Consider the following 25,914-nt stretch of genomic DNA (forward strand, 5'->3'; position numbering starts at 1 on the left):
ACCATGTCACGCACCACGGCTTCAGCTTCCGGCATCACCGCTCCTCATTCCGCGTCCCGCCCGCTGCGCGTCCTGGTGCTTGGCGGCACCAGCGAGGCCCGCGCGCTCGTCGAGGCGCTGGCGAACCGGGCCGATCTGGCGCCCAGCGTGTCGCTTGCCGGCCGCACGCGCAACCCGCTCCCCTATCCCGCGCCGACCCGCATCGGCGGCTTCGGTGGCGCGGCGGGGCTCGTCACGCATCTGCGGGCCGAGGGCATCGACCTCATGGTCGACGCCACCCACCCCTTCGCCGCCATCATGTCGATGAATGCCGCCGATGCTGCGCGGCTCGCCGGCGTGCCGCTGCTGGCTCTGGCCCGCCCGGCCTGGACGCCGCAACCCGGCGACGACTGGCAGGAGGCGGAAAGCCTGCCCGCCGCCCTCGCCGGCCTCGGCGCCGCGCCGCGCCGGGTGTTCGCCGCGCTCGGCCGCAACGAGGTGCGCGCGCTGGAAGCCGTGCCGCAGCACCATTACCTGATCCGTAGCGTCGATGCGGTCGAACCGCCGCTCGCCGTGCCGCTCGCTGCCTATGTTCTCGACCGTGGCCCGTTCGTCCTTGAAGCCGAGATCGATCTTTTCAAATCGCACGGCATCGAGGTGGTCCTCGCCAAGAACAGCGGGGGAACGGCCAGCGCCGCCAAGCTCGCCGCCGCCCGCACGCTCGGCCTCAAGGTGGTGCTCGTCGCCCGCCCGCCCCGGCCGGACGTCGAGGCCGCCGCCAATGTCGGCGAGGCCCTCGCCTGGATCGACGCCCGGCTTCATGCCCGCTCCGCCCGCCCCGCATCGGCGCGGCGCGGCGTGTAGACGAGGTCGGGCAAGCCATCCCGCGCGACGATCCGCGTCGCCGTCGTGCCGACGAGGATACAGGTTGCCATGTCCGCCATCTCGCCCCGCGCACCGGCGAGCGGCACGGTGACGATCTTCTCGTCCGCCCGTCCCGCCGCGCGGCCGAAGATCACCGGCACCACGCCCGGTAGTTCCTCGCGCAGGATGTCGAACGCCCGGTCGAGCTGCCACGGCCGCGCCTTCGACACCGGGTTGTAGAACGCCATCGCGAATCCCGCCTGCGCCGCCAGCCGCAGCCGCCGCTCGACCAACTCCCATGGCTTCAGATTGTCGGAGAGCGAGATGGCGCAGAAATCGTGCCCCAGCGGCGCCCCCGCCTTGGCCGCCACCATCAGCATCGCGGTGATGCCCGGCACCACCGCGACGTCGAGCGTCCGCCATGCGGCCGGCCCGGCCTCGATCGCCTCGATCACCGCCGCCGCCATGGCGAACACGCCGGGATCGCCGCCCGACACCATCGCCACCCTGGCCCCCGTTGCGGCATGGGCGAGCGCGGCGCCCGCCCGCGCGATCTCCTCGCGATTGTCGGAGGCGTGGCGGCTCTGGCCGGCCCGCGCCGGCACCCGGTCGAGATAGGGGCCGTAGCCATAGACCGCCTCGGCGGCTTCGAGCTCAACCTCGGCTTCCGGCGTCAGGTAGCGCGCCTCGCCGGGGCCGAGGCCGATCACCGCGATCCGCCCGCTCATTCGCCCGATCCCGCGCCCGCCGCTGCAATTCTCGTCTCTTGGCGCGTGCGCCAGCCCGGCACCAGCACGATGGCGAAATACGGCGCCGGCTCCTCGCCGCGCGCGGCGAGCGGCATGGTGCCGCCGCCCGCCATGGTGCCGCGCTCGACATAGAGCGCCTGCCCCAGCCGTCCGGCAGCGGAGAGCGCGCGGCGGATCTTCGGCAGGTTGCGCCCCACCTTCATGATCACCGCCGCGTCGGCCTCGGCGAGCCGCCGCGCCAGTTCCGCCTCGTCCAGTGTGCCGGGGAGCACGCTCAGCACGTCGTCGCCCTGGGCGATCGGCGTGCCCGCCTGCGCCCAGCAGCCGGACATGCCGGTGACACCGGGGATGACCTCGGTCGGGTAGCGTGCCGCGAGCCGCACATGCAGGTGCATGTAGGAGCCATAGAACAGCGGGTCGCCCTCGGAGAGCACCGCCACCTTGCGCCCGGCATCGAGATGCTCGGCCACACGCCGCGCGCTGGCGTCGTAGAAATCGGTGATCTGCGCCCGGTAGCTGTCATCGTGGCGGTGCAGCTCGGTGGTCACGGGGTAGTCGAGCGGCAGTTCCACCGCCCCGGCGCGGAAATGCGGATGCGCGATGGCCCGCGCATGGCTGCCATTGCCGCGCTTGGCGAAATAGGCGACCACATCGGCCTCGCCGAGCGCCCGCGCCGCCTTCAGCGTCATCAGCTCCGGGTCGCCCGGCCCGACGCCGACCCCGATCAGGCAGCCGGTGGAAGTGGCGGGAGCGCTCATATCCCCACCCTCGCCAGCGCGTTCACCGCCGCCGCCGCCATGGCGCTGCCGCCCAGCCGACCGCGCACTACCAGCCACGGCACGCCATGGTCGCCGGCCGCCAGCGCGTCCTTGGATTCCGCCGCGCCGACGAAGCCGACGGGAATGCCGAGGATCGCCGCCGGCTTCGGCGCCCCGGCGTCGAGCATCTCCAGCAGCTGGAACAGCGCGGTCGGGGCATTGCCGATGGCGACCACCGCGCCCTCCATCCGGTCGCGCCACAGTTCCAGCGCCGCCGCCGAGCGGGTGGTGCCGAGCTTTTCGGCCAGCGCCGGCACCTCGGGATCGCGCAGCGTGCAGATCACCTCGTTGTTCGCCGGCAGCCGCGCCCGCGTCACCCCATGCGCCACCATCTGCGCGTCGCACAGGATCGGCGCGCCGGCGGCGAGCGCGGCCCGCGCGGCTCGCACCAGATCGGGCGCGAAGTCGATGGCGAGCGCCGCCTCGACGAGGCCGCAGGCATGGATCATCCGCACCGCCACCTCCGCCTCCTCCGGCGTGAAGCGGCCGAGCTCGGCCTCGTCGCGGATGATGGCGAAGGAACGCTCATAGATGGCGTTGCCGTCGCGAATATAGTCGTGGGCAGCTTCAGCCACGTGCGCTCTCCAGAATTCGGCACGCGGCGCCCGCCAGTTCGTCGAAGGGGACGATCCGGGTCGGCACGTCGCGCGGCGTGCCTTCGATCACGATCCCGGCCCCTTCGTCCAGCCCCACGATGGTGAGGCCGGCCCGACCGGGATGTGCGCAGCCCTTCACACAGCCCGAAACATGCACCGAGCGCCCCCTCGCCAGCCCGGCAAGTTCGCGCGCCAGTGCTCGTGTGGCGAATCGCGCCGAGCCGCAGGCCGGCGCACCGGGACAGGCCTCGACCCGCCGCAGCGGATCGCCAGGCTCGACGATCAGCCCCGCCGCCCCGGCCCATTGCGCCAGCGCCTCGGCCTCGGCCGCCGCGAGGGGGCCGATCAGCAGCGCCCGCCCGCCGGCTGGCTCGATGAAGCCGGCGCCCAGTTCCGCCGCCTTGCCGGCCAGCACCGCCAGCCCCTCGGCCTCGATCTGGCCGAAGGGCAACGCCAGCCCGAGTGCCCATCCCTCGGCGAGCGCGTGCCGCCCTACCGGCTCGGCCGGTGCCGGCGCGCGCGCCCCGGCCGGTTCCAGCCCTTCGCCGAGCGTGGCCACGCCCTCGGCGGCGATCAGGTCGCGCATCCGTGCCCGAGGACCGAAAGCGGCCAGCCGCTCCAGCAGCGCCAGCACCACCGGCACCGGCGCGCTGGTCCGCCCGAGCACCACGCCGCCCGCCTCGATGCGGAATCCCCCCGCCGCCGGCGACACGGCAATGTCGAGATCACGCCCGCCGAGCCCCAGCATGCCGCCGCCATCGATGCCGACACTCACCTTCGGCGCCAGCCGCGCCGCCAGCCCGGCGACATCGGCCGCCTGCGCCAGCGCCGCCGCCAGCAGGCGCGGATCGAAGGCGGCGGCGGGATCGCGTCCGGCCAGCGCGCTCACCTCGATGCCCAGCCCCTCGCGCACCGCGATACCGAGCGCTCCCACGCCTTCGGCGAGACGCGCCGTCCCCGCCGCATCGAGCCCGCGCAGCTGCATTTTCCCGCGCGCGGTCACCTCGACGATGCCATTGCCGCAGTCCCGCGCCAGCGCCGCCAGCCCGATCGCCTGCTCCGGCGTCAGCGGCGCGGCGAGCGCGAGCCGCGCCAGCAGCCCGTCGCCCGTCGCCATCGGCGCCGGCAGGCTCGGGCAGGCGCCCCGACGCAGGCTGTCGAGTGACCGTGCGGCATCGTTCATTCCGCCGCCTCCCCGCCCCTTCCGGGCACGCGCAACCCGTCGAGGCCGACATCGACATCGTTACGTCTCGGGTGCCACAGCCCGCGCCGGCGCGCGCCGTCCAGCCGGTCGGCGACGAAGCCCGCCCCATCCGGCGACTGCGCCGCGAGGAAGGCCCGCACCCGTTCGTCCGCGACATAGGCGGCGTGGATGAGGTCGATCAGATACGAGGGCACCGCCGGCGTCACCTCGGCGAAGCCGACCAGCCGGTCGACGGTCTCGACGATCTCCGCCGCGCCGCGCGGCCCGTGGCGCAGGAGACCCTCGATATAGCCGGGGGCAACCCGTCGCCGCACGATGCGCGCCAGCGCCTGGTCGAGCGGCCGCGCCGTCGGCCGGGCCGGATCGCTGGTGTCGAGCACCACGAGGTCCGGAGCCCGCCCGAGCGAGGCTGCCGCCGCCGCGAAGCCGCCGAGGAAGGCCAGGTCGGCATCGCCCTCCAAGAGGTCGCGTCCCGGATCGTCCTGCCCGTGCACGATGAGATCCGCCGCCGCGACCCGCGCCGCGAAGGCCTCCGCCGCCGGCCGCGCCGTACCCTCGGCGCCGCCATAGGCGTGCGAGGCACTGGCGAGATAGGCGGTGCCCACCGCATCCGCCTCCCGCTCGCCGGCCAGCATGTCGAGCCCGGCACCATAGGCCCCCGGCGCGGTGCCGAAGATGCGTGGCGCCCCCTCGCCCGCCGCCGCCAGCGGGTTCTCCTCCGCCGGCTCATCGCGCCGGGCCACCGCCTTCAGCGCCGCATCCAAAAGGACGATCTGCGCCGGGAACAGGTCGCGGAACAGTCCGGAGATGCGGAAGGTCACGTCGATGCGCGGCCGCCCCATTACCGCCGGCGGCAGCACCTCGATGCCGGTGACGCGCCCGGTCGCCGGATCCCATACCGGCCGGGCGCCGATCAGCGCCAGCCCCTGCGCAATCTCCTCGCCGCCGGTGCGCAGCGTGGCGCTGCCCCACAGATCGAGCACCAGCGCGCGCGGCCAGTCGCCATGCGCCTGCATGTAGGCGCGCACCACCTCGTCGGCGGCGAGCCGGCCGAGATCCATCGCCGTCGGCGTCGGCAGGCCGCGCGGATCGGCGGTCGAGAGGTTGCGCCCGGTGGGCAGCACGTCGGAGCGCCCCCGCGCCGGCGCGCCCGCCGGCCCGGCCTTCACCCGCCGACCGTCGAGCGCCGCCAGCAGCCCGTCGCGCTCCTCGCCCCCACATGGCCCGCGCCCATAGACGTGGAAGCCGTCCTTGAGCCGCAATTCCTTGAGGTCGCACAGCCAGGCGTCGATGCGCCGGAGCGCCTCGCCATCATCCGTGCCGTCGAGCCGCGCCTCGCGTGCCAGCCCGGTACGCCCGGCCTCCTCGACGATCAGCCGCGCCAGCTTCTCGCGCCGGCGCCGGTCGAGACCGTCGGCCTGCGCATATTCGTCGACCAGCCGCTCGAGATCGCGGGCGTCGCCGTCGAGCTCGGCGTCCTTCATCGGCGGCGGCAAATGGCCGAGCGTCACCGCCGCGATGCGCCGCTTGGCCTGCGCCGCCTCGCCGGGATTGGAGACGATGAACGGGTAGGCCACCGGCAGCGCGCCGACGACGAGGCTGGGGAAGCAGGACGGCGTCAGCGCCACCTGCTTGCCCGGCAGCCATTCCAGCGTGCCATGCGCGCCCATGTGCACCAGCGCGTCGGCCTCGCGCTGCAGCCACAGCCCGAAGGCGACGAGCGCGTGGCGCGGCGGCAAAGCGGGATCGTGATACTGCGCCCGCCGCTCGGCCGCCGAGCCGCGATCCGGCGCCAGCGCGACGAGGGCATTGCCGCAGCGGATCGCCCGGAAGCGGAACGCCCCGTCGATGCAGTCGGGATCGTCCTCCGGCGCGCCCCATGCGGCGTTGAGGGCGACGAATGCCTCAGGTGGGAGAGCGGCGAGGAGGGAGCGGTAGGTCTCGATCGACAAAACCTCGCCGAGCGGACCATCAGCGCCGAGCGCCGCCACCAGCGCCCGCTCGTCCGCCGGCACGTCCGCGACGCAGTAGCCGGCTGCCTGCATGTCGGCGAGCAGGGCTCGCACGCTCGCCGGCACGTCGAGCCCCACCGCCCAGCCGGTGCGTCCGGCGGCTCCCGCATAGTCCGGCAGGATCACCGCCACCCGGCGCGAGGAAGGCACGAGGCGCCGCAGCCGCACCAGTGCCGCCACCCGGTCGGCCACCGCCGCCACCAGCTCCGGCTCCGGCCGGTTGACGAGATGGGTGGCACCCGCCTCCGCCATGTCCTTGAACGACACCGCTCCGGCCAGCACCCGCCCGTCGAGCTCCGGCAGCACCACATGCATGGCGAGGTCGGCACTGGCCAGTCCCCGCGCGCTTTCGCGCCACGCCGCCCGCCGCGTAGTCGCCACCACCGCCTGCAGCACCGGCGCGTCGGTGAGGTCGAGCAACCCCTCCTCGCCCGCCTCGGAGACGGCGAAAGCGGTCAGCGTCACCAGCGCCGCCGGCCGCAGCCCCGGCAGTTCGCAGCGTAGGAACGCCGCCGCCTGCGGCTCCTTCAGGCTGGCGACGAAAATCGGGCGCGGCACCATCCCCCGCGCCGCCAGCGCCGCGCATAGCGCGTCCACCGGCGCGGTGTCGCCGGCCATCAAGAGCGAGCGGTAGAACAGCACGGGGACGACCGGCGCCTCGTCTATCGCCGTTCGCTCGCCCCTGTCGGTTGCCGGGGCTTCCCCTTCGCCCCAACCCTCTCCACCAACATCGGATGCATCCGATGTTGGTCTCGTCGAGTGCGGAACCCGGCTGCGATCGGGTTCTGTGCGGGGGGAAAGAGCCGGCCGTATTGCTGCAAAAGCCCTCTCACCGGCGGGGAGAGGGTTTGGTGAGGACGTATGCCGCGGGAAAGCCAACGCGGCGCCGGCTCCCCCCTCGTCCCAGTCATAAAACCCCGCCAGCGGCAGCGGTCGCGGCGGCGGCACCTCGGCCTCACGCCCGGCATGGCGCCCCAGCAGGACCAGCAGGGCCCGCATATTGTCCGGCCCGCCGGCGCGGAAATAGCCGAGCAGCGCCGCGAGTTCGTCCGCCGCCAGCGTCGAGGCTCCGGCGAGGCGCGGATCGTCGCGGTCCTCGCCCGGCAGCACGGCGAGCGCGAAGCCGTACGCCCGCGCCGCCGCCGCCAGCCGCTCGACGCCATAGCGCCACCAGTCGAGCCCGCCGAGCAGCCGCACCACCACGATCCGGGCGTGCGGCGCCAGCCGGTCGACCCAGAGATCGACCGACATCGGGTGCTTCAGCTCGCGCAGATTGGTCAGGGCGAGCGAAGGCGGTGTCCGAAACAGCGGCGCCCCGCCCGACACCGCCTCCCCGCTCCGATCTCCGGATGCCCGTGCCAGCGCCGCAAGGTCGCTGTCGGCGAAGGACGCCACCACGATCTCCGCCGGCGCCTGCGCGAGATCGACCGGCTCAGCGAGGTCGTCGAGCGAGCTGGAGCTGGTGGCGAGGATGTGCATGGCGCCGCTACCGAGCCGCGCCGGTGCGCACGACGACACGAGGCAGGTGCGCGCCCTCACCGGACGCGCCGGTCGCGCCCGGGATCGCCGACGGCATCGGTTCAGCCGCGCGCCGCGCCATCGCCCGCCTCAGGCCGCCACCGGCTCGCCGGCGAGGATGGCCTCCACCTTCGACCGGTCGAGCCCCTTCAGCCCGATGGCGACCAGCCGGCCGCGGCGCTCCCCGGCGCCCCAGGGCCGGTCGTAATGGTGGTCGACGCGCGGCCCCACCGCCTGCACGAGCAGGCGCATCGGCTTGCCGGCCACCGCGAGGAAGCCCTTCACCCGCAGCACCTCCGCCTCCTCGGCGGCCTTGGCCACACGAACGGCGAACTCGGCGGGGTCGGCGATCTCCGGCACCTCGACGACGAAGCTGTCGAAATCGTCGTGGTCGTGCTCGGCCTCGTTATCGTGATGGGTGCGGCGGTTTTCGATGTCGTCCTCGGTGCCCACGCCGAGGCCGAGCAGCACCGCCGGGTCGAGCCGGCCGCCGGTGACGTTCACCACCCGCACGCCCTTCGGCAGCTCGGCGTCGAGCGCCGCGCGTGCCCGCACCGCGCCATCGGCGTCGATCAGGTCGGCCTTGGTCAGCACCACCAGGTCGGCGCAGGCGATCTGGTCGTCGAACACCTCCTCGATCGGGTCGTCATGGTCGAGCGAGGCGTCGGCCGCCCGCTGCTCGGCCAGCGCGTCGTGATCATGGGCGACGCGGCCGGACGCCAGCGCCTCGCCATCGACCACCGCGACGACGCCGTCCACCGTCACCCGGCTTTTGATCGCCGGCCAGTGGAAGGCCTGCACCAGCGGCTTGGGCAGCGCGAGGCCGGAGGTCTCGATGAGGATGTGGTCGACCTTCGGCACGCGGGAGAGGATGGCGTCGAGCGCCGGCACGAAATCGTCGGCCACCGTGCAGCAGATGCAGCCATTGGCCAGCTCGACGACATTCTCCTCCGGGCAGGTCTCGATGCCGCAGCCCTTCAGGATGTCGCCGTCGATGCCGACATCGCCGAACTCGTTGACGATCACCGCGAGGCGCTTGCCCTTGGCGTTCTCCAGCACGTGGCGGATCAGCGTGGTCTTCCCGGCGCCGAGGAAGCCGGTGACGATGGTGCAGGGAACACGGGCGAGCGAGGTGGAACCAGTCATGAAGGCGTCTCCGGCGGCGTTGCAGTGTGAGGGCACGCCGGCCGCGGGAGGCTTCCCGCGCACGCCGCAGGCGCCTCGTTGGGCCCGCGGCGTCACCTGCCTGCCGGGCACCCCGCCGGCACGCACGACCGGACCGTCGGCAGGTCTCCTGGCTCGCGGGTCGCCGCCCTTGCCGCCTTCCCGGATCGCTCCAGTGGCTTTTCGGCTCGGGCTCGCCGCTCACAGTTGCGGGGGCAGCCGCGGAATTGCCGGCCCGTTTCCGGGCCCGCGCACCGCATTCCCTCTTCGTCCCTCCCGGTGAAGGGAGGAAACCGTCGGTCGCGGCCACTAAAGGTGCGCGGCGGGGGAATGTCAACGCGGGGCGTGAAGCAGCAGGCCCGGCTTGCCGTCCTGGCAGTTCGGGCAGCGGCCGATATGGAAATCGCAGCTGTTTGCGCCGTAGCCCGTTCCACAGGACGTGCATTGGAGCAGCCAGACGATGGCGAAGCGATGATTGCCCCGCCACCCGGTCTTTTCCACCAGCTTCTGGCCACGAGCATTCACTCCGGCGCCCTCTGCCACGCTGTCCTTCCCTTGCTTTCGACGATCCTAATCGTCAGGAGTCCATTGCGAAGCCCCCGCCGGCCGGTATAGTTGAAGCCAGTCGACGGTTTCCGTGATGCGCACGGGACGCAAGACGGGAACGCGGTGGGATCTTGGCCTTCGGGCAGGGTCGATTCCGTGGCTGCCCCCGCAACTGTAAGCGGCGAGCCTACCTCTACTGGCCACTGGCGTTCGCGCCGGGAAGGCGGAGGGACGGGCGACGACCCGCGAGCCAGGAGACCGGCCGTCGACATCACTCCGGCCATCGCGGTGGCCGGCCCTCGGGTGGAGGGCAGAAGGAGACGACCATGAATAGCCTGAACGCACGCCCGCATTCCGCCGCCGCCGCAACCGAGACCCCGGCCTCGCGCGCGCTCGCCATCACCTTCGCCGCGCTGCTCGGCGTGTTCGTGATCGGCGGGGTGGGCTTCTCCCACATCGCCGCCGCGCACAATGCGGCGCACGACGTGCGTCACGTCAACGCCTTCCCCTGCCACTGACGGGGGTTTCCATGTCCCTGTTCCGGACGATCCTGCTCGTCGCACTGGTGGCGGGCATCGCTACCGGCGTGGCTTCCGCCGCCGTGCACCTGTTCACCACCGTGCCGCTGATCCTCAAGGCCGAGACCTTCGAGGGCGGGGAAGCCGCCCCAGCCGCCGAGGTACAGGCCGATGCGCATGCGCACGCCTCGACCGAGGCGCACAGCCATGCCGCCGGCGCCGCCGACGACCATCACCACGATCCTGAGGCGTGGTCCCCCGCCGACGGCTTCGAGCGCAACGCCTTCACCGTCGTCGCCAGCATCCTCACCGCCTTCGGTTTCGGCCTGCTGCTGGTCGCCGCCACCGAGCTGAAGGGCGGCCTGTCGGGCTGGCGCGAGGGCGTGCTGTGGGGCCTCGCCGGCTTCGCGGTGTTCACCCTCGCCCCGGGCCTCGGCCTGCCGCCGGAGCTGCCCGCCATGCCGGCCGCGGATCTGATGGCGCGCCAGCTGTGGTGGATCGGCACCGCGCTCGCCACCGCCGTCGGCCTCGCCTTGCTGGTCTATGGCCGTTCGCCGCTGCTGGCGGCGCTCGGCGTGCTGGTCATCCTGGCGCCGCACTTCGTGGGCGCGCCGCAGCCCGACAGCCATGACAGCCCTATCCCGGAAGCGCTGCACCACAGCTTCGTCGTCGCCTCGGTGGCGGTGAGCTTCCTGTTCTGGGTGCTGCTCGGCGGCCTGTCCGGCTGGCTGCGTCCGCGCCTCGGCGCGCCGGCGGCCTGAGAACTGCCATGCCGTTCACCCTCGTCCTCGGCGGCGCGCGCTCCGGCAAGAGCCGCCACGCCGAGACGCTGGTCGAGCGCTTCCCGGCGCCGTGGTACTACCTTGCCACGGCGCAGGCCTATGACGCCGAGATGGAAGAGCGCATCGCCCTGCATCGCGACCGCCGTGGCGAAGGCTGGATCGGCGTCGAGGCGCCGCACGACCTCGCCAGCGCGCTCGGCGCCCTGCCTTCCGGCGCCCCGGTGCTCATCGACTGCCTGACCCTCTGGCTGTCCAACCGCATGCTGGCCGACGCCGATCCCGACCTCGATTCGGCGATCCTTGAAGCCGAGCTGCTCGCCCATGACGGCCCGGTGGTGGCGGTGTCCAACGAAGTCGGGCTCGGCATCGTGCCGGACAACGCGCTGGCCCGCCGCTTCCGCGACGCGCAGGGACGGCTCAACCAACGCCTCGCCGAGGTAGCCGATGAGGTGATCCTGGTGGTCGCCGGCATTCCGTTGAAGGTGAAGTGATGACCGACATCTCTGTCGAGGAGGCGGCGCGCCATCGCGAGAAGATGGCGAAGCGCAAGGCGGTACAGGACGCCGAAGTCGCCGGCAAGACCGTCGAGAAGGGCCTGCTCATCGTCCATACCGGCGCCGGCAAGGGCAAGTCGACCGCCGCCTTCGGCCTCGCGCTGCGCATTCTCGGCCATGGTGGCCGGGTCGGCGTGGTGCAGTTCATCAAGGGCGCCTGGCACTCGGCCGAGCGCGACGCGCTCTCGGTCTTCGGCGACCGGGTCGAATGGCACTCCATGGGCGAGGGCTTCACCTGGGAGACGCAGGACAAGGCCCGCGACATCGCCGCCTGCGCCCGCGCCTGGAACAAGGCGCAAGAGCTGATGGACGATCCGTCCATCGGCCTCGTCATCCTCGACGAGCTCAACATCGCGCTGCGCTACGACTACCTGCCGCTCGACGGGGTGATCGCGGTGCTCACGCAGCGCCGCCCGGATCTGCACGTGATCGTCACCGGCCGCAACGCCAAGCCGGAGCTGATCGAGGCCGCCGACCTCGTCACCGAAATGGCCCTGGTGAAGCACCACTTCAAGGCGGGGGTGAAGGCGCAGAAGGGCATCGAGTTCTGATGCCGCCCCCTCGAAATCCCGCTGCGTCATCCCTATCTGCAGGGGGACGCCGGATGTCGCGGCGTGGTCTTCAGATGGAGTTGCGCGTCCATGCGCTCGACGCCCGTTGCCTATCTCTTCTGGCTGTTCGGCCTCATCGGGGTCTGCGGCATCCACCGTTTCTATGCCGGCCGCTACTGGACCGGCGCGCTGTGGCTGCTGACGCTCGGCCTGCTGGGCATCGGCCAGATCATCGACCTGTTCCTCATCCCCGGCATGGTGCGCGAAGCCAATCTGGAGCGCCGCGTCGACTATCTGGAAAACCGCCGCGCCTGACGCGACACGCGGGAGCGGCCCCGTGACCGCTCCCGCCCTCATGTTCCAGGGCACCGGCTCGGATGTCGGCAAGTCGCTGATCGTCGCCGGCCTCGCCCGCGCCTTCGCCCGGCAGGGTCTGAGGGTGCGCCCCTTCAAGCCGCAGAACATGTCGAACAATGCCGCTGTCACGCAGGACGGCGGCGAGATCGGCCGCGCGCAGGCGCTGCAGGCCCGCGCCGCCTTCGTGCCGCCCAGCGTGCACATGAACCCTGTGCTGCTGAAGCCGCAGAGCGAGACCGGCTCGCAGATCGTCGTGCAGGGCAAGGCGTGGCGCAGTGCCCGCGCCAGCGACTACCAGCGCCTGAAGCCCGAACTGATGGCCCCGGTGCTGGAGAGCTTCGAGAAGCTCCGCGCGGAGGCCGACCTCGTGCTGGTTGAAGGCGCCGGCTCGGCCTCGGAGATCAATCTGCGCGCCGCCGACATCGCCAATATGGGTTTTTCGCGCGCGGCGAACGTTCCCGTCATCCTCATCGGCGACATCGACCGCGGCGGCGTCATCGCCAGCCTGGTCGGCACCCGGGCGGTGATCGACCCGCAAGATGCCGCGATGATCCGCGGCTTCCTGGTCAACCGCTTCCGCGGCGACCCGGCGCTGTTCGCCAGCGGCATGGACGAGATCGCGCGGCGCACCGCGTGGGAAAATCTCGGCCTGATCCCTTTCTTCAAGCATGCCCACCGCCTGCCCGCCGAGGACGCGCTCGCCCTCGACGCCGCCCCCGCGCGCAAATCAGGCGCGCGCCTGCGCATCGCCGTGCCGATCCTGCCGCGCATCTCCAATTTCGACGACCTCGACCCCTTGGAAGCCGAGCCGGCGGTCGAACTCATCCGCCTGCGGGCCGGCCAGCCGCTGCCGGGGGACGTCGACCTCGTCATCCTGCCCGGCTCGAAATCCACCATTGCCGATCTCGCCGAACTGCGCGCCGCCGGCTGGGACATCGACATCGCCGCGCATGCGCGGCGCGGCGGCCGGGTGCTCGGCCTGTGCGGCGGCTACCAGATGCTCGGGCGCTCCATCGACGATCCCATGGGCATTGAGGGCCCCGCCGGCAAGGTTCCCGGCCTCGGCCTGCTCGATGTCGACACGGTGCTGACGGCGGAAAAGCGCCTCGTGCCGATCACCGGCGTGAGCACCGACGGCATCGCCTTCCATGGCTACGAGATGCATATGGGCGTGACGGAAGGCCCCGACCGCGCCCGCCCCTTCGCCCGCATCGACGGCGAGGGCGTCGAGGGCGCCATCTCGGCCGATGGCCGCGTCGTCGGCACCTATGCGCATGGCCTGTTCGCCGAAGACGCCCAGCGCTCGGCCTGGCTCACCCGCCTCGGTGCCGCCCCGAGCGTGCTCGACTACGAGGCCGGCGTCGACGCCGCGCTCGACGCGCTGGCCGACCACCTCGCCCGCCATGTGAAGCTGGACCGGCTCTTGGAGATCGCGCGGGGCTAGAACGCCCAGAACGCCGCCGCCCCGGCGCCGGCCAGCGCGATCAACAGCCCATCGGCGATGCGGTACAGCGCCAGCGCGCGCCTGATATCCGCCGCCGTGCAGTCCCGCCGCCCGCCGGTGCCCATATAGCCGTCGGTCACCAGCTGGCCGTGATAGACGCGCGGCCCGGCCAGCGCCAGGCCGAGCGCGCCGGCCAGCGCCGCCTCCGGCCAGCCGGCATTAGGCGATTTGTGGGCGCGCGCGTCGCGTCGCATCGCCGTCCACGCCCCGCGCGCCGAGGCGCCCGGCATCAGGAAGGCCGCCGCGATCATCAGCCCGCCGGCCAGCCGCGAGGCCGGCAGGTTGATCAGGTCGTCGAAGCGCGCCGCCGCCCGGCCGAAATCGAGGAAGCGCGGCGTGCGATGGCCGATCATGCTGTCGGCGGTGTTGGCCGCCTTGTACATGCAGATGCCCGGCAGCCCGCCGATCGCCATCCACAGCGCCGGCGCCACGATGCCGTCGGAGAAGTTCTCGGCGAGGCTTTCGATCGCCGCCCGCGACACCCCGGCCTCGTCGAGCGCCTCCGGGTCGCGGCCGACGATCATCGACACCGCCGCCCGCCCCTCGGCGAGTCCCGCATCGAGCCCATCCGCCACCCGTGCGACATGCTCATGGAGGCTGCGCTGCGCCAGCAGCGTCGAGCCGAGCACCGCCACCGCAAGGAAGCCGAAGGGGATCGCCAGCAGCGCCTTCTGCGCCATGAGCCCCGCGCCAACGCACACGGTGAGCAGCACCAGCAGCGCGACGAGGCCGGCGAACTGGCGCAGGCGCGGCGGGTCGCGCTCGCGGTTGAGATGGCGGTCGAGGAGAGAGATCAGCCGCCCGACCCACATCACCGGATGGCCGATGCGCGCCACGAGCAATGCCGGATAGCCGAAAGCGGCCTCGAACAGCAGCGCGACAAAGGTTAAACCGAGGGTGAGCTCCGGCGCCATCCGCACTGATTCTCTCAAAACCGGCAGGAGGCCGCACCATGTCCATCGCCGCCACAGCCGTCCAGAGCCTGTCTTCCGTCCAGCGTTTGTCAGCCGTCCCGGGCCGATCCGACCGGCGCCGCGCAGCATGAACATGCACGCCACCGCTTCCGCCGCCTCCGACGTGCTGCCGCGCGAGGTCGAGGCGCGCAAGACCGCCATCCTCAAGGAAGTCTTCGGCTTCGACCGTTTCCGCCCCGGCCAGCAGGAGGTGGTGGATGCCGTGCTCGCCGGCGTGCCGACGCTGGCGGTGATGCCGACCGGCGCCGGCAAGTCGCTGTGCTACCAGCTGCCGGCGCTCACCCTTGGCGGCCTGTCCATCGTCATCTCGCCGCTGATCGCGCTGATGGACGACCAGGTGAACGCACTCAAGCTGCAGGGCGTCGCCGCCGAGGCGCTGCATTCCGGCAAGCCGCGCGAAGACAATGTAGCGATCTGGCGCCGCGTCGCTTCCGGCGAGGTGCGCCTGCTCTACCTCGCCCCCGAGCGACTGATGACCGATCGCATGCTCTCCGCCCTCTCCCGGCTGCCGCTCGGGCTCGTCGCGGTGGACGAGGCGCACTGCATCTCGCAATGGGGCCATTCCTTCCGCAATGAATATCTCGGCCTCGGCCGGCTGCGCGAGATCTTCCCCGGCGTGCCGCTGGTGGCGCTCACCGCCACCGCCGACAAGGCGACGCAGGGCGACATCGTCGAGCGGCTGTTCGGCGGGCAGGCGCGGGTGTTCGTCTCCGGCTTCGACCGGCCGAACATCTTCATCGGCATGGAGGAGAAGAAGGACCCGGCCCGGCAGATCGAGAGCTATGTGAAGGCGCGCCCGCGCGTGCCCGGCATCATCTACCGCATCTCGCGCAAGAAGGTGGAGGAGACCGCCGAGCGCCTGGTCGCCGCCGGCGTGCGGGCCCTGCCGTACCATGCCGGCCTCACCCCGGAGCAGCGCGCCGCGCATCAGGAAGCCTTCCTCGCCGAGGACGGCATCGTGATGGTGGCGACCGTCGCCTTCGGCATGGGCATCGACAAGTCGAATGTCCGCTACGTGCTGCATGCCGACGCGCCGGGCAGCCTCGAGGCCTATTATCAGGAGATCGGCCGCGCCGGCCGCGACGGCCAGCCCTCCGAGGCGCACCTGCTCTATTCCGGTGGCGACATCGCCACCCGCCGCCGCTTCATCGACGAGGAGCAGTCCTCGCCCGAGCGCAAGCTGGTGGAGGCCCGCCGGCTCGACGCCATGGTCGGCTTCTGCGAGGCGGTCACCTGCCGTCGTGCGGTGCTGCTCGGCTATTTCGGCGAGCGCGCCAAGGCCTGCGGCCATTGCGACGTCTGCCGCGATCCGCCCAAGGTGGTTGACGCCTCGAAGCAGGCCGAGCTGGTGCTGCGCCTCGCCCGCGCCACCGGCGAGCGCTACGGCGCCGCCTATCTCGCCAGCGTCGTCACCGGCCAGCGCTCGGACCAGGTGTGCGGGCGCGGTCATGACCGGCTCGCCGATTTCGGCGCCGGTGCCGACCGACCGGCCACCGAGTGGCGCGCCTTGCTGCGCCAGCTGGTCGCCACCGGCGCCCTGCATGCCGATGTCGAGCGCTTCGGCGCGCTCCAGCTCACCGATCACGGCAAGGCGATCCTCGCCGGCACCCGCGCCTTCACCCTGCGCGCGCCCTCGAAGGTGAAGCGCGACCGCTCCAGCCGCGCGGAGGCGCCCGAACTCGCCCCCGCCGAAGCCTCGCTGCTGGCCAAGCTGAAGGCGCTGCGCCGCGAGTTGGCGGCCGAGCGCGGCGTGCCGGCCTATGTCGTCTTCGCCGACCGCACGCTGGAGGAGATGGCGGTGGAGCACCCGCGCACCCGCTCCGAGCTCGGCGGCATCAAGGGTGTCGGCGCCGCCAAGCTGGAAGCCTTCGGCACGGCGTTTCTTAAGATTCTCAAAGAATTCTCTTAGAATTCTCTAAGAATTCGCCCGCGACATTTTCGCCGTTCAAAGGAGTTCACGACGGCCGATTCCGCTCCTAGACTGGTTGGCAACGGGCGAGAAACGTCCGCAACGTCAACTGTTCCGGGATGGAAGCGATGAAGTTCGAACTCCTCACCATGGCCGTGGCCGCGGCCACCCTCGCCGTCGGCGCCTCCGGCGCGCAGGCGCACGGCCCGACCCGCCAGAAGGTCAGCGAGACCATCGTGATCAACGCCGCGCCGGCCAAGGTCTGGGAAGTGGTCGGCAATTTCCAGGATGGCGGCTGGATTCCGGTGGTCGACAAGACCGAGGGCACCGGCGGCAACGCGGCCGGCGCCAAGCGCACCCTCACGCTGAAGAACGGCGCGACGGTGGTCGAGGAAGTCGCCAAGCTCGAGCCGGAGAAGATGACCCTGATGTACCGCATCGATCAGGTCGACGTGAAGGTGCTGCCGGTCACCAATTACTCCTCCTGGCTGATCGTCACCCCGGAGGACGGCGGCGCCAAGTCCAAGGTCGAGTGGCGCGGCGCCTTCTATCGCGGCTATCCCAATAACGACCCGCCGCCGGAGCTGAACGACGAGGCCGCCATCGCCGCCGTGACCGGGCTCTACAAGGCCGGCCTCGACGGTCTGAAGAAGAAGATCGAAGGCGGCAGCTGAAACCGGCGGCGCGTCGCAAGCGCCGTCACCTTCCATGCCCCTCCGCCTGCCGGCGTCGCCGGTGGCATCGAAATCCTTTCTCCCTTGAAAGAGGGAGAAAGGAAACGGACATCGGAGGCGCACCGTGCACCTGCCGCTGGAGGCGCCTCTTTGCAACTCCCCCGCCGGCCAGCCATGCCCTCTCCCGCACGGAACCCGATTCTCGCCGGACCTTGCCCTCGACAAGAGCAGCATCGGGCACATCCGATGTTGGTGGAGGGCCAGAGCAGGGGCTTTCCGGGTTGCGGTCGGAGGGCCGCCGACCCGTTGCGTGGACTGCCTCGCCGCCGACACCGGCGCCCTTCGGTTTGGGCATGGCCGGACTCGAGCTGGGAGGAAAAGAGCGCAGCGCCGAAACGGCGATGGCTGGCGAGCCCTTCAGGCGGGCACGGTTTCTCCGAGCCCCGGCCCTCTCGCTCCGGGATTGGCGCACGGCGAGCAACATGCCGGCGAGCCGGCGCGGTACGCGGCAGCGGCGCCGATTTGACGCCACGTGGGAATCCCGTAGCGAAGGCCTCTCGGGCCGCAAGGATCGGCTTCATATGCCGCGCCGGATCGGAGGCGATGCGTCCCTGCCCATTCACTCTCGTTTCCTCCCCGTGAGGCCACAGGGCACGAGGGACCGGCCCCGGGGCACCGTCGAATCCCCGTGGATATCAATCGAGACAGACGGAACGCCCACTCCATGCCGCATCCGACGCTGAGAAGCACGCATCCCCTCGCCGCCCCCGCCCCTCGGCGGAGACGGGCACGGTTCGCCCTTCCGATATCGGCGGCGGTCATCGGCACCCTTCTTGCCGCGCCCGCCCATGCCGACGAAGCCTTCGTCACCTCGCAGCCGGCGGAAACCCTCTCCGTCGTCGATCTGCCGACCGGCAAGGTCGTCGCCACGCTGAAGATCCCCGGCAAGCCGGCCGGCATCGCGGTGAGCCCGGACGGTGCCCGCGCCTTCGTCACCTCGCCGGACGGCAAGGCGCTCACCATCCTCGACGCCGCCAGCCGCACGGTGCAGCACCGCGTCGAGGTCGGCGGCGGCCCGCTCGGCGTCGCCGTGCACCCCTCCGGCAGCCCGGCCTATGTCGCCGACTGGTACCTGCACCGCATCGTCGCGGTCGACGCGGCGAGCGGCAGCATTGCCGGCGAGGTGCAGGTCGGCGAGTCCCCCTCCGGTCTCGCCGTCACCCCGGACGGCGCGCTGCTGCTCTCCGCTGATCGCGATTCCGATGCGGTGAGCTTCATCGATACCGCCAGCCTCGCGCGCACCGGCTCGGTGAAGGTCGGCACCCGGCCGTTCGGCGTCACCATCGACGCCGAAGGCCGGCGCGCCTACACCGCCAATGTCGGTTCCGACGATGTCAGCATCATCGACATCGCCGCCCGCACGGTCGTCGCCACGGTGAAGGTCGGCCAGCGGCCCTATGCGGTGGCGCTGGCGAAGGGCCGGGCCTTCGTCACCGACCAGTACGCCTCGACGGTCTCCGTCTTCGATACCGCGACGCTGCAACCCCTCGCCACCATCCCGCTCGGCGACTACCCGGAGGGCATCGCGGCGAGCCGCGACGGCGCCTTCGTCTATGTGGCGAACTGGGAGGCCAACACGCTGAGCGTCATCGACGTTGCCACGCTCAAGGTGGTCGCCGATATCGACGTCGCCGACGGCCCGCGCGCCTTCGGCGCCTTCATCCGGCGCACGCCCGATTGAGTGCGGCGCCCAACGCCCCGCCCATCGGCGAGCCGGCCAAGTAATGATCCCCCGGCCTAGGCAAGCGGTCCGGCGGGTTTATGATATCGGGACGACCGGGACGGCAAAGGTGCGCGGCGATGGACGAGGAATTCTGGCAGGGCAAGTGGCGGCGCGGCGAGATCGCCTTCCACGAGGCCGACGGCAACCCGTTGCTGCGGCGCTATCTTCCCGCCCTCCATCTGCCGGCCGACAGTCGCCTGCTGCTGCCGCTCTGTGGCAAGACCCGCGACATTTCCTGGCTGCTCGGGCAGGGCTACACAATCATCGGCGCCGAACTTAGCCGGCTCGCCATCGAGCAGCTATTCGCCGAACTCGGCATGGTGCCGCATGTCACCCCGGCCGGGCCGCTGGAGCGTTTCGAGGCCGGACGGCTCACCGTGTTCGTCGGCAATTTCTTCGATCTCGACCGCCACGTCCTCGGCGAGGTCGACGCGGTCTATGATCGGGCGGCGCTCGTGGCGCTCCCCGAGGCGATGCGCGCGCGTTATGCTGGCCATCTCGTCCACCTCGCCCGTGCCGCGCCGCAGCTGCTGATCGCCTTCGAGTACGACCAGTCGCAGCTGGTCGGGCCGCCCTTCGCGGTGCCGGAGGCGGAGGTGCGACGGCACTACGGCGGCGCCTACCATGTCACCGAGGCCGGTCGGCACGAATTAAAGGACGGGCTGAAGGGCCTGAAGCCGGCGCACGAGATCGTCTGGCTGATGCGCCCGCGCTGAGATCCGGGTCGGCATGGCCGCTGGCCCGGAACAGCGCCGCTCAGAACACCAGCCAATAGCCGATCAGCGCCACGGCCGCGAGCACGACCAGTCCCAGCGGGCCGTGCCACCAGCGACGGCCCGGCTGGCGGCCACCGCATTTGGGGCATAGCGGCGCATTGTCGGCGACCGGCTGGTGGCCGCAGTGTCGGCAGGATGTGATCGCCATGGCCGGCTCTAGGATTGCGAAGGAGAGGCTTGGCCTATTTAACCAGATACCTGCCAAAGCGGTAGCCGAGAAAGCGGAACCGGCTCCCTCAGATCGCGTAGTCGCCGGTCTGGTGTGCCGAGGGCGCGCGGCAATCGGTGCCGGGGGCGCCATCGGCGAACAGCCGCGCCCGCTCCAGCCGAACCGCCACCTTCTCGCCGACCGGCACCCGCGCGGAGGGAGCGATATCGGCCTCGAACAGCGCGTTGCCGACCTCCAGCTCCAGCCGGCGAATGGCGCCGTGGCGACGGAAGCCGCGCACCACCCCCGGCAGGCCCGGCGTGCCGGCAAGGCCGATGGCGATGTCGTGCGGGCGCACATAGAGCAGCGCCGGCCCGTCCGGCACCGGCGACTTCGGCGCGGCGATCGGCGTGTGGCCGGCAAAGGCGGTCCCGTCCTTCACCTGCACCTCGATGCGGCTGGATTCGCCCATGAAGCCGAACACCGCCGCCGAGGCCGGCCGGTCATAGACATCGTCCGGCGTGCCCACCTGCTCGATCTTGCCCTTGCCCATCACCACCACCCGGTCGGCAAGTTCCAGCGCCTCTTCCTGGTCGTGGGTGACGAACAGCGTGGTATGGCCGGTGCGGTCGTGCAGCTCGCGCAGCCACTTGCGCAGCTCCTTGCGCACCAGCGCGTCGAGCGCGCCGAAGGGTTCGTCGAGCAGCAGAACCTTCGGCTCGATCGCCAGCGCCCGGGCGAGCGCCACGCGCTGCCTCTGACCGCCGGAAAGCTGTGCCGGAAAGCGCCCGCCAAAGGCCTCCAATTGCACCAGCGCGAGCAGATCGGCCACCCGCTTCTTGATCTCCGCCTCGCTGGGCCGCTCGGCGCGCTGGCGCGAGCGCAGGCCGAAGGCGACATTGTCGGCCACCGTCATGTGGCGGAACAGCGCGTAGTTCTGGAACACGAAGCCGATGCCACGCCGGCGCACCGGCACCTGCAAGGCATCCTCGCCGTTGAACATCACCCGGCCGCGGCTGGGCTGCTCCAGCCCGGCGACGATGCGCAGCAGCGTCGTCTTTCCCGAGCCCGAAGGGCCCAGCAGAGCCACCAGTTCGCTCGGCTTCACGTCGAGCGAGATGTCCGACAGAGCCGGCGTACCGCTGCCGAAATCCTTGCCCACATGCTCGATGCTCACCGCGACGGTCATCAATTCACTCGTTATCGACGTGATTAGTAGAATTATCCGCAACCTACATGAAAAATTGGCGATGTGAAGCCTCTCCGGCAACCGCTCCGGGGCCCATAGGCGCCGCCGGCCGGCTCTGCTAAGCCGAGGAACGGCCCCGTCCGCCGCCCTGCCGGCCGGGCCGCCGAGACCACGCGGAACACGACGACGCAGACCAAGATCACGCAGACCAAGACCACTCACGCCATAAGCACGCGCACCATGACCGAGCCCGCCTCCCCCATCCTCGACCTTGCCGGCCTGACCCCGGTCCCGGCCGGCAAGGTCGCCGCCATCGTCACCTTCCTGGAGATGCGCGCCCGTCCGGCGCCGCTGCGCGAGCCCGAAGGCCACGGCCTTCAGGTGCTGCGGGTGGAGCGGCCGGATCCCGGCTGGTATCGCGCGCTGTTCCGCCGCATCGGCGAGGAGTGGCTGTGGTTTTCGCGCCTGCGCCTGTCGGATGCCACGCTGGCGGCCATTCTCAACGACCTGGCGGTGGAGGTGCATGTGCTAAAGCGCGGCACGGAGGAGATCGGCCTGCTGGAGCTCGACTGGCGGGTGCCCGGCGAGGCCGAGCTCGGCTTTTTCGGCCTGGTTCCGGAAGAGACCGGCGCCGGGGCCGGCCGCGTGCTGATGAACCGGGCGACCGATCTGGTCTTCGCGCGTCCGCTCGACCGCTTCTTCGTGCACACCTGCACGCTGGATCACCCGGCGGCGGTCGGCTTCTACATGAAGGCGGGGTTCGTGCCGGTCGGGCGGGCGGTGGAGATCGCCGACGATCCGCGGCTCGACGGCACCATCCGCCGCGACGCCGCGCGTCACTTTCCGGTGATCGACTAGTCGAGCGGCGCGGCGCCGGCGATCGGGCCGGCGCTGTCGCGCAAAACCTTGCGGGCGAAGCTTCTCAGGCCAGCGCGGCGGTGGAGCGGGCGCGGCGGCTGCCGGCCGGGCGCGCGACCTCGACGGCCTCCAGCCCGCGCTCGCGCTCGCCGAGCGCCTCGACCTTCTTCAGTTCGTCGAGCGCCGCGTCGAGCGCCGCGCGGGCCTCGTCCAGCTGGCCCTTCAGCTCGTCGGCCGAGCGGCGCAGGTTGTCGCGGCGGGTGGCGGCGGCGCGCGCATAGGTCGGGTAGGCGAAATGGCTGGTATCGCTGATGCCGGCGCGGTTTTCCTCCGCGAGGATCTCGCGGTCGAGGTCGCGCGCCATGCGGTCGAAATCGGCGATCATGCCGTCGATCTGCGCGAAATGACGGCGCTTCTCCTCGGCCTGGAACCTCTTCAGGCGAATGACGGTATCGAGCGACTTCATGCCGGCGTTACTCCGCTTGTCGGGCCGGAGCGGCCTGCCGGCGCCCGGTGGCGCCGACACCGGGCGCCCGGGTCGAGCCGCCCTTTACGCGGCGGCACGGGCATCTTCGCGTGCAGAGGTTGCCGCTTCCTTACATTTTCGGGGGGAAAGCGGCGCCGGCACGTTATTCAGGCGCCTTTCCAGGGGTTTGGAAACGATTTGTTTACCGGCTCCATTAATGATCGTTCATGTCCGGTGTGATCCGGTGCCTTGGCGCGAAAGCCGAGTCGCCAGATTCACTTAAGCGCATTTCTTAAGATTCGGCTTGAGACAGTCGGTCGCAAAAATTCTGGTTCCTTGCCAGCCGCTTGTGGGAAGACTCGAAGAAAATTCGTGGCTACCGCTTGTGCTGGGGAATCCGGTTTTGTTACCCATTGGATCGTAGTTGACGAATCGGTGTGCCGAGCCGGGCGCGGGGTTGGGGTGACGCTCGGAACGGGAGTTGTCCGATTGTGCGCTGAAACCCCGGGGGCCGTGGCGAGGGAAGGGGATTGGCATGCGCGTCTTGCTCATCGAGGACGACCGCGCGACCGCGCAGAGCATCGAATTGATGCTCAAGTCCGAGAGCTTTAACGTCTACACGACGGATCTCGGCGAAGAGGGCGTCGACCTCGGCAAGCTCTACGACTACGACATTATTCTGCTCGATCTGAACCTGCCGGACATGTCCGGCTATGACGTTCTGAAAGGGCTTCGGGTCGCCAAGGTGAAGACGCCGATCCTGATCCTCTCCGGCCTCGCCGGCATCGAGGACAAGGTGAAGGGTCTCGGCTTCGGCGCCGACGACTATCTCACCAAGCCGTTCCACAAGGACGAGCTGGTGGCGCGCATCCACGCCATCGTGCGCCGCTCCAAGGGGCATGCGCAGTCGGTGATCACCACCGGCGACCTGGTGGTGAACCTCGACACCAAGACCGTCGAGGTTGGCGGTGCCCGCGTGCACCTCACCGGCAAGGAGTACCAGATGCTGGAGCTCCTCTCGCTGCGCAAGGGCACGACGCTGACCAAGGAAATGTTCCTCAACCATCTCTATGGCGGCATGGACGAGCCGGAGCTGAAGATCATCGACGTCTTCATCTGCAAGCTGCGCAAGAAGCTCGCCAATGCGTCGAGCGGCCACAACTTCATCGAGACGGTGTGGGGTCGCGGCTACGTGCTGCGCGAGATGGGCGAACAGGAACAGCGCATCCCGGCCTGATCCGGCCGCTGCCTCCCCCGACATCCCCGTCCCGACAAGAAGCCCCGCCGCTCGGCGGGGTTTTGCTTGTGGCACCCTCCCCCGCCAGACCCGCGCCGGGGCGGTGCCGGGTCAATGCCGCATGGCGCTGACCACGATAGCCCGCAGCCGCCCCTCGATCGCCCCCGGCCCGAAGCGCGCCTTCAGCGCCGGCACCACCGCATTGGTCACTTCCTCGAGCCGGCCCGGCGCGCGCGCCTCGATCTCGCCGCGCAGCGGCGTGCCCTGGCAGAAGGCGACGGCGAGGTCGCGGGCCGAGTGCGCCCGGCCGACATGGCTCACCACCGCGGCGGTGAAGCCGGTCAGTCCCGCGCCCGACACGTCCTCATGCAGCCGGTCGAGGCTGGAATAGCCGTGCGGCGTGCGCTCCATGAACAGCGGCGGATCCTCCGGAAACAGCGCCGTCAGCGCCTCGGTCACCGCCAGGCCGAAATCATTGGCGGCGAGCCGGTCCCACACGTTGAAGATCAGCGTCCCGCCCGGCGCCAGCACCCGGCGTACCTCCCGGAAGCCCTGCAGCTTGTCGGGCAGGAACATCACGCCGAACTGGCAGATCACGGCGTCGAACATGCCGTCGCCGAACGGCAGCGCCATGGCGTCGGCCTGCCGCCAGTCGATGCGCGGATCGTGGATGCCGCGCGCCGCCACTTCCAGCATCGCCGGGTTGAGGTCGGTGGCGGTGATATGCGCCTGCGCCGGCAGGCGTTCGGCGAAGGCGCGGGTCGCCGCGCCGGTGCCGGCGGCGGTTTCCAGCACCCGATAGGGCTCCAGCGCCGCCACGCGCGCCGCGAGATCGGCGGCGAACGGCGCGAACAGGATCGGCACCAGCAGCCTTTCGTAGATGTCGGGAATGGCGCCGGCGAAAACGCTGTCATTTCCAGGCATGGCGGCCTCCGTAGCCTCCACTCCCCACCCGCGGGAGGCATCATAGCACGGCCACCCGCAGCCCGTCCGAGGCGCCTTCAGGCCTGTCGGGCCGGCGGCCCGGCTGGACCGCCCGCGTGCCGCAAACGTGAATGGCCGGGCAGTGCCCGGCCATTCGTTGCAGGGATGGCGGAGGTGCATGGGTAGAGACCGCCGGCACCGTGGCCCCCGGTCGTGCTGTCCCCGACGCTCGGGCGGCTCGCACCGCGCAACCGCCGAGGTCAGGGTGAGATCATCACGCGGGGGTCGTCACTTGCCCTTCTTGGCCAGCCAGGCCTTGAGGAAGGCGATCTCGCTTTCCTGGGCCTTGATGATCTCCTCGGCGAGCTTGCGCAATTCGGGATCCTTTCCGTACTGCAGCTCGATCTTCGCCATGTCGATGGCACCCTGGTGGTGCGGGATCATGCCCTGCGCGAAGTCGACATCGGCATCGCCGGTCATCGGCATCGACATGCCCTGGTGCATGTGGGCGTTGGCGGCCTCGAAGGCCTTGGCGGACGGGCTGTCGCCGCCGGCCATGTGCGCGATGTGGTCCATGCCGGGCATCGTGCCCTGATTCATGGTGCCGTGGCTCATGCCGGGCATGGTGGAGGACTGCGCCAGCGCCGGCGCGGCAAGGACGAGAAGGCTGGCGGCGACGAGGCCACCCGTGAGCGTCTTGTTCATGAGAGAGTTCCTGAAAGGGATCGGGACGCGCCCCGGCATGCGGCCGGCCGGCGCGAGCACAGCTCGATCGGCGTTCAGGCGTGTCGCGGCGGCGGGTCCGGCCGGGCGAGGCCGGTGCCGGACAGCGGTCGCGCCGGGCCGGCGGCGAGCGGCGCCGCCACGGCGAGCGGCACGACGAGCTGGGAAGCCGCGAGCGGCGGCACCATCAGGCAGGTGAGCACGCAGCACAGATGCGACAGGGCCGCCCCGCCCTCATGCGGCGCGACGGTCGAGGCGACAGCGGCCGTGTACGAAACGCTGGCGACCGAAACGCTGGCGACCGAAACCTTGGCAAGCGCCGCCTCGGCCTGCGCGGCGACGCCTTCGTGGCAGGGCATCGCCCCGGCCGCCGTACCGGTCTGGCTCATCATGCCGATCTGCGCGCCCATCGCCTGCGCGGCCGTCACCGGCCCCGTCAGGGTAAAGGCCAGCGCGATCAGCGCGGCGATCAGTCTCGCAAGGGCGATCCGGCGCATTGCCAAGAGGGAAGGTTCCACGTCCTGCTTCGGTCGATGG

Annotated in this window: 27 protein-coding genes and 2 riboswitches; of the genes, 13 read left to right on the forward strand and 14 right to left on the reverse strand. The window is 71.0% G+C overall.

The features are described 5' to 3' along the window. Positions 1-3: 3 nt before the first annotated feature. Positions 4-843 (forward strand): cobalt-precorrin-6A reductase, encoded by an 840-nt coding sequence (locus KHC28_RS23575; protein WP_214010786.1) that lies wholly within the window; start codon positions 4-6, stop codon positions 841-843. Here KHC28_RS23575 and KHC28_RS23580 read toward each other — a convergent pair. The 7 genes from KHC28_RS23580 to KHC28_RS23610 all read right to left on the reverse strand — a co-directional run bounded on the left by KHC28_RS23580 (position 798) and on the right by KHC28_RS23610 (position 9,447). Further along, positions 798-1,571, reverse strand: a complete 774-nt coding sequence (locus tag KHC28_RS23580; RefSeq protein WP_214010787.1) for a precorrin-3B C(17)-methyltransferase — start codon at positions 1,569-1,571, stop codon at positions 798-800. The genes KHC28_RS23575 and KHC28_RS23580 overlap by 46 nt on opposite strands. Beyond that, a complete protein-coding gene (locus KHC28_RS23585; protein ID WP_214010788.1) occupies positions 1,568-2,350 on the reverse strand; it encodes a precorrin-2 C(20)-methyltransferase in 783 nt (260 codons plus the stop codon). Before KHC28_RS23585 ends, KHC28_RS23580 begins: the two co-directional genes overlap by 4 nt. Continuing rightward, positions 2,347-2,985, reverse strand: coding sequence for a precorrin-8X methylmutase (locus tag KHC28_RS23590; protein ID WP_214010789.1), 639 nt, complete (start codon positions 2,983-2,985; stop codon positions 2,347-2,349). Before KHC28_RS23590 ends, KHC28_RS23585 begins: the two co-directional genes overlap by 4 nt. After that, positions 2,978-4,189 carry a precorrin-3B synthase gene (cobG, locus tag KHC28_RS23595; RefSeq protein ID WP_214010790.1) on the reverse strand — a complete coding sequence of 404 codons (1,212 nt, stop codon included), beginning with the start codon at positions 4,187-4,189 and terminating at the stop codon, positions 2,978-2,980. The genes KHC28_RS23590 and cobG overlap by 8 nt, the downstream gene beginning before the upstream one ends. Further along, entirely contained in the window at positions 4,186-7,701 is a 3,516-nt protein-coding gene (gene cobN, locus KHC28_RS23600; protein ID WP_214010791.1) for a cobaltochelatase subunit CobN, read from the reverse strand. The genes cobG and cobN overlap by 4 nt, the downstream gene beginning before the upstream one ends. A 129-nt stretch (positions 7,702-7,830) precedes the next feature. After that, positions 7,831-8,886, reverse strand: a complete 1,056-nt coding sequence (gene cobW, locus KHC28_RS23605) for a cobalamin biosynthesis protein CobW (protein ID WP_214010792.1) — start codon at positions 8,884-8,886, stop codon at positions 7,831-7,833. 121 nt (positions 8,887-9,007) lie between these two features. After that, a riboswitch (cobalamin riboswitch) is annotated at positions 9,008-9,217 on the reverse strand. Positions 9,218-9,237: 20 nt separating this feature from the next. Then, positions 9,238-9,447, reverse strand: a complete 210-nt coding sequence (locus KHC28_RS23610; protein ID WP_214010793.1) for a hypothetical protein — start codon at positions 9,445-9,447, stop codon at positions 9,238-9,240. A gap of 69 nt (positions 9,448-9,516) precedes the next feature. After that, positions 9,517-9,731: riboswitch (cobalamin riboswitch) on the forward strand. Between the two features lie 45 nt (positions 9,732-9,776). Between KHC28_RS23610 and KHC28_RS23615 the strand changes: the two genes are divergently transcribed. From KHC28_RS23615 to KHC28_RS23640, 6 genes are all read left to right on the forward strand, one after another. Next, the gene (locus KHC28_RS23615) at positions 9,777-9,968 is read left to right on the forward strand and encodes a CbtB domain-containing protein (protein ID WP_214010794.1); all 192 of its coding nucleotides are present in this window, start codon (positions 9,777-9,779) and stop codon (positions 9,966-9,968) included. 11 nt (positions 9,969-9,979) lie between these two features. Further along, positions 9,980-10,729 carry a CbtA family protein gene (locus tag KHC28_RS23620; protein ID WP_214010795.1) on the forward strand — a complete coding sequence of 250 codons (750 nt, stop codon included), beginning with the start codon at positions 9,980-9,982 and terminating at the stop codon, positions 10,727-10,729. A gap of 8 nt (positions 10,730-10,737) precedes the next feature. Next, positions 10,738-11,241, forward strand: coding sequence for a bifunctional adenosylcobinamide kinase/adenosylcobinamide-phosphate guanylyltransferase (gene cobU, locus KHC28_RS23625; protein ID WP_214010796.1), 504 nt, complete (start codon positions 10,738-10,740; stop codon positions 11,239-11,241). Then, positions 11,241-11,855, forward strand: a complete 615-nt coding sequence (gene cobO / locus KHC28_RS23630) for a cob(I)yrinic acid a,c-diamide adenosyltransferase (RefSeq protein ID WP_214010797.1) — start codon at positions 11,241-11,243, stop codon at positions 11,853-11,855. The genes cobU and cobO overlap by 1 nt, the downstream gene beginning before the upstream one ends. Positions 11,856-11,945: 90 nt before the next feature. Continuing rightward, the gene (locus KHC28_RS23635; protein WP_214010798.1) at positions 11,946-12,170 is read left to right on the forward strand and encodes an NINE protein; all 225 of its coding nucleotides are present in this window, start codon (positions 11,946-11,948) and stop codon (positions 12,168-12,170) included. Positions 12,171-12,210: 40 nt separating this feature from the next. Then, positions 12,211-13,656: a cobyric acid synthase gene (locus tag KHC28_RS23640; protein ID WP_214010909.1), complete on the forward strand. Its 1,446-nt coding sequence runs from the start codon at positions 12,211-12,213 to the stop codon at positions 13,654-13,656. On the opposite strand, the gene cbiB is transcribed toward KHC28_RS23640, so the two are convergent. Continuing rightward, positions 13,653-14,630, reverse strand: a complete 978-nt coding sequence (gene cbiB / locus KHC28_RS23645; protein WP_214010799.1) for an adenosylcobinamide-phosphate synthase CbiB — start codon at positions 14,628-14,630, stop codon at positions 13,653-13,655. The two genes, KHC28_RS23640 and cbiB, sit on opposite strands and share 4 nt — an antisense overlap. A 133-nt stretch (positions 14,631-14,763) precedes the next feature. Here cbiB and recQ point away from each other — a divergent pair, with 133 nt between their 5' ends. The 4 genes from recQ (at position 14,764) to tmpT (ending at position 19,772) form a co-directional block, all read left to right on the forward strand. Further along, positions 14,764-16,599 carry a DNA helicase RecQ gene (gene recQ / locus KHC28_RS23650; protein WP_446680411.1) on the forward strand — a complete coding sequence of 612 codons (1,836 nt, stop codon included), beginning with the start codon at positions 14,764-14,766 and terminating at the stop codon, positions 16,597-16,599. Between the two features lie 128 nt (positions 16,600-16,727). Further along, complete coding sequence (locus tag KHC28_RS23655; RefSeq protein WP_214010801.1) at positions 16,728-17,273, forward strand: SRPBCC family protein; 546 nt, start codon at positions 16,728-16,730, stop codon at positions 17,271-17,273. Positions 17,274-17,997: 724 nt separating this feature from the next. Continuing rightward, positions 17,998-19,014: a YVTN family beta-propeller repeat protein gene (locus KHC28_RS23660; protein WP_214010802.1), complete on the forward strand. Its 1,017-nt coding sequence runs from the start codon at positions 17,998-18,000 to the stop codon at positions 19,012-19,014. Positions 19,015-19,133: 119 nt separating this feature from the next. Next, positions 19,134-19,772, forward strand: coding sequence for a thiopurine S-methyltransferase (gene tmpT, locus KHC28_RS23665; protein WP_214010803.1), 639 nt, complete (start codon positions 19,134-19,136; stop codon positions 19,770-19,772). A gap of 40 nt (positions 19,773-19,812) precedes the next feature. Here the strand turns inward: tmpT and KHC28_RS23670 are convergent, their stop codons facing one another. Both KHC28_RS23670 and KHC28_RS23675 read right to left on the reverse strand, forming a co-directional pair. Further along, complete coding sequence (locus KHC28_RS23670) at positions 19,813-19,980, reverse strand: zinc ribbon domain-containing protein (protein WP_214010804.1); 168 nt, start codon at positions 19,978-19,980, stop codon at positions 19,813-19,815. A gap of 88 nt (positions 19,981-20,068) precedes the next feature. Then, positions 20,069-21,169, reverse strand: coding sequence for a sulfate/molybdate ABC transporter ATP-binding protein (locus KHC28_RS23675; RefSeq protein WP_214010805.1), 1,101 nt, complete (start codon positions 21,167-21,169; stop codon positions 20,069-20,071). Positions 21,170-21,409: 240 nt separating this feature from the next. Between KHC28_RS23675 and KHC28_RS23680 the strand changes: the two genes are divergently transcribed. Then, the gene (locus KHC28_RS23680; RefSeq protein ID WP_214010806.1) at positions 21,410-22,027 is read left to right on the forward strand and encodes a GNAT family N-acetyltransferase; all 618 of its coding nucleotides are present in this window, start codon (positions 21,410-21,412) and stop codon (positions 22,025-22,027) included. A gap of 64 nt (positions 22,028-22,091) precedes the next feature. On the opposite strand, the gene KHC28_RS23685 is transcribed toward KHC28_RS23680, so the two are convergent. Continuing rightward, complete coding sequence (locus KHC28_RS23685) at positions 22,092-22,493, reverse strand: flagellar export protein FliJ (RefSeq protein WP_214010807.1); 402 nt, start codon at positions 22,491-22,493, stop codon at positions 22,092-22,094. A 535-nt stretch (positions 22,494-23,028) separates the two neighbouring features. Here KHC28_RS23685 and ctrA point away from each other — a divergent pair. Beyond that, positions 23,029-23,730, forward strand: coding sequence for a response regulator transcription factor CtrA (gene ctrA, locus KHC28_RS23690; RefSeq protein WP_214010808.1), 702 nt, complete (start codon positions 23,029-23,031; stop codon positions 23,728-23,730). A gap of 111 nt (positions 23,731-23,841) precedes the next feature. Here the strand turns inward: ctrA and KHC28_RS23695 are convergent, their stop codons facing one another. From KHC28_RS23695 to KHC28_RS23705, 3 genes are all read right to left on the reverse strand, one after another. Then, positions 23,842-24,654: a class I SAM-dependent methyltransferase gene (locus KHC28_RS23695; RefSeq protein WP_214010809.1), complete on the reverse strand. Its 813-nt coding sequence runs from the start codon at positions 24,652-24,654 to the stop codon at positions 23,842-23,844. A 288-nt stretch (positions 24,655-24,942) separates the two neighbouring features. Beyond that, positions 24,943-25,359, reverse strand: a complete 417-nt coding sequence (gene copM / locus KHC28_RS23700; protein WP_214010810.1) for a CopM family metallochaperone — start codon at positions 25,357-25,359, stop codon at positions 24,943-24,945. A 74-nt stretch (positions 25,360-25,433) separates the two neighbouring features. Next, the gene (locus KHC28_RS23705; protein ID WP_214010811.1) at positions 25,434-25,895 is read right to left on the reverse strand and encodes a hypothetical protein; all 462 of its coding nucleotides are present in this window, start codon (positions 25,893-25,895) and stop codon (positions 25,434-25,436) included. Positions 25,896-25,914: the final 19 nt, after the last annotated feature.

The organism is Ancylobacter sonchi, assembly GCF_018390695.1.
Classification (GTDB): Bacteria; Pseudomonadota; Alphaproteobacteria; order Rhizobiales; family Xanthobacteraceae; genus Ancylobacter; species Ancylobacter sonchi.

Bases quoted from the DNA above. Each gene is read 5' to 3' on its own strand.
- KHC28_RS23575 (WP_214010786.1), top strand. From the start codon at position 4: ATGTCACGCACCACGGCTTCAGCTTCCGGCATCACCGCTCCTCATTCC.
- KHC28_RS23580 (WP_214010787.1), bottom strand. From the start codon at position 1,571: ATGAGCGGGCGGATCGCGGTGATCGGCCTCGGCCCCGGCGAGGCGCGC.
- KHC28_RS23585 (WP_214010788.1), bottom strand. From the start codon at position 2,350: ATGAGCGCTCCCGCCACTTCCACCGGCTGCCTGATCGGGGTCGGCGTC.
- cobG (WP_214010790.1), bottom strand. From the start codon at position 4,189: ATGAACGATGCCGCACGGTCACTCGACAGCCTGCGTCGGGGCGCCTGC.
- cobN (WP_214010791.1), bottom strand. From the start codon at position 7,701: ATGCACATCCTCGCCACCAGCTCCAGCTCGCTCGACGACCTCGCTGAG.
- cobW (WP_214010792.1), bottom strand. From the start codon at position 8,886: ATGACTGGTTCCACCTCGCTCGCCCGTGTTCCCTGCACCATCGTCACC.
- KHC28_RS23615 (WP_214010794.1), top strand. From the start codon at position 9,777: ATGAATAGCCTGAACGCACGCCCGCATTCCGCCGCCGCCGCAACCGAG.
- KHC28_RS23620 (WP_214010795.1), top strand. From the start codon at position 9,980: ATGTCCCTGTTCCGGACGATCCTGCTCGTCGCACTGGTGGCGGGCATC.
- cobU (WP_214010796.1), top strand. From the start codon at position 10,738: ATGCCGTTCACCCTCGTCCTCGGCGGCGCGCGCTCCGGCAAGAGCCGC.
- cobO (WP_214010797.1), top strand. From the start codon at position 11,241: ATGACCGACATCTCTGTCGAGGAGGCGGCGCGCCATCGCGAGAAGATG.
- KHC28_RS23635 (WP_214010798.1), top strand. From the start codon at position 11,946: ATGCGCTCGACGCCCGTTGCCTATCTCTTCTGGCTGTTCGGCCTCATC.
- KHC28_RS23640 (WP_214010909.1), top strand. From the start codon at position 12,211: ATGTTCCAGGGCACCGGCTCGGATGTCGGCAAGTCGCTGATCGTCGCC.
- cbiB (WP_214010799.1), bottom strand. From the start codon at position 14,630: ATGGCGCCGGAGCTCACCCTCGGTTTAACCTTTGTCGCGCTGCTGTTC.
- recQ (WP_446680411.1), top strand. From the start codon at position 14,764: ATGCACGCCACCGCTTCCGCCGCCTCCGACGTGCTGCCGCGCGAGGTC.
- KHC28_RS23655 (WP_214010801.1), top strand. From the start codon at position 16,728: ATGAAGTTCGAACTCCTCACCATGGCCGTGGCCGCGGCCACCCTCGCC.
- KHC28_RS23660 (WP_214010802.1), top strand. From the start codon at position 17,998: ATGCCGCATCCGACGCTGAGAAGCACGCATCCCCTCGCCGCCCCCGCC.
- tmpT (WP_214010803.1), top strand. From the start codon at position 19,134: ATGGACGAGGAATTCTGGCAGGGCAAGTGGCGGCGCGGCGAGATCGCC.
- KHC28_RS23670 (WP_214010804.1), bottom strand. From the start codon at position 19,980: ATGGCGATCACATCCTGCCGACACTGCGGCCACCAGCCGGTCGCCGAC.
- KHC28_RS23675 (WP_214010805.1), bottom strand. From the start codon at position 21,169: ATGACCGTCGCGGTGAGCATCGAGCATGTGGGCAAGGATTTCGGCAGC.
- KHC28_RS23680 (WP_214010806.1), top strand. From the start codon at position 21,410: ATGACCGAGCCCGCCTCCCCCATCCTCGACCTTGCCGGCCTGACCCCG.
- KHC28_RS23685 (WP_214010807.1), bottom strand. From the start codon at position 22,493: ATGAAGTCGCTCGATACCGTCATTCGCCTGAAGAGGTTCCAGGCCGAG.
- ctrA (WP_214010808.1), top strand. From the start codon at position 23,029: ATGCGCGTCTTGCTCATCGAGGACGACCGCGCGACCGCGCAGAGCATC.
- KHC28_RS23695 (WP_214010809.1), bottom strand. From the start codon at position 24,654: ATGCCTGGAAATGACAGCGTTTTCGCCGGCGCCATTCCCGACATCTAC.
- copM (WP_214010810.1), bottom strand. From the start codon at position 25,359: ATGAACAAGACGCTCACGGGTGGCCTCGTCGCCGCCAGCCTTCTCGTC.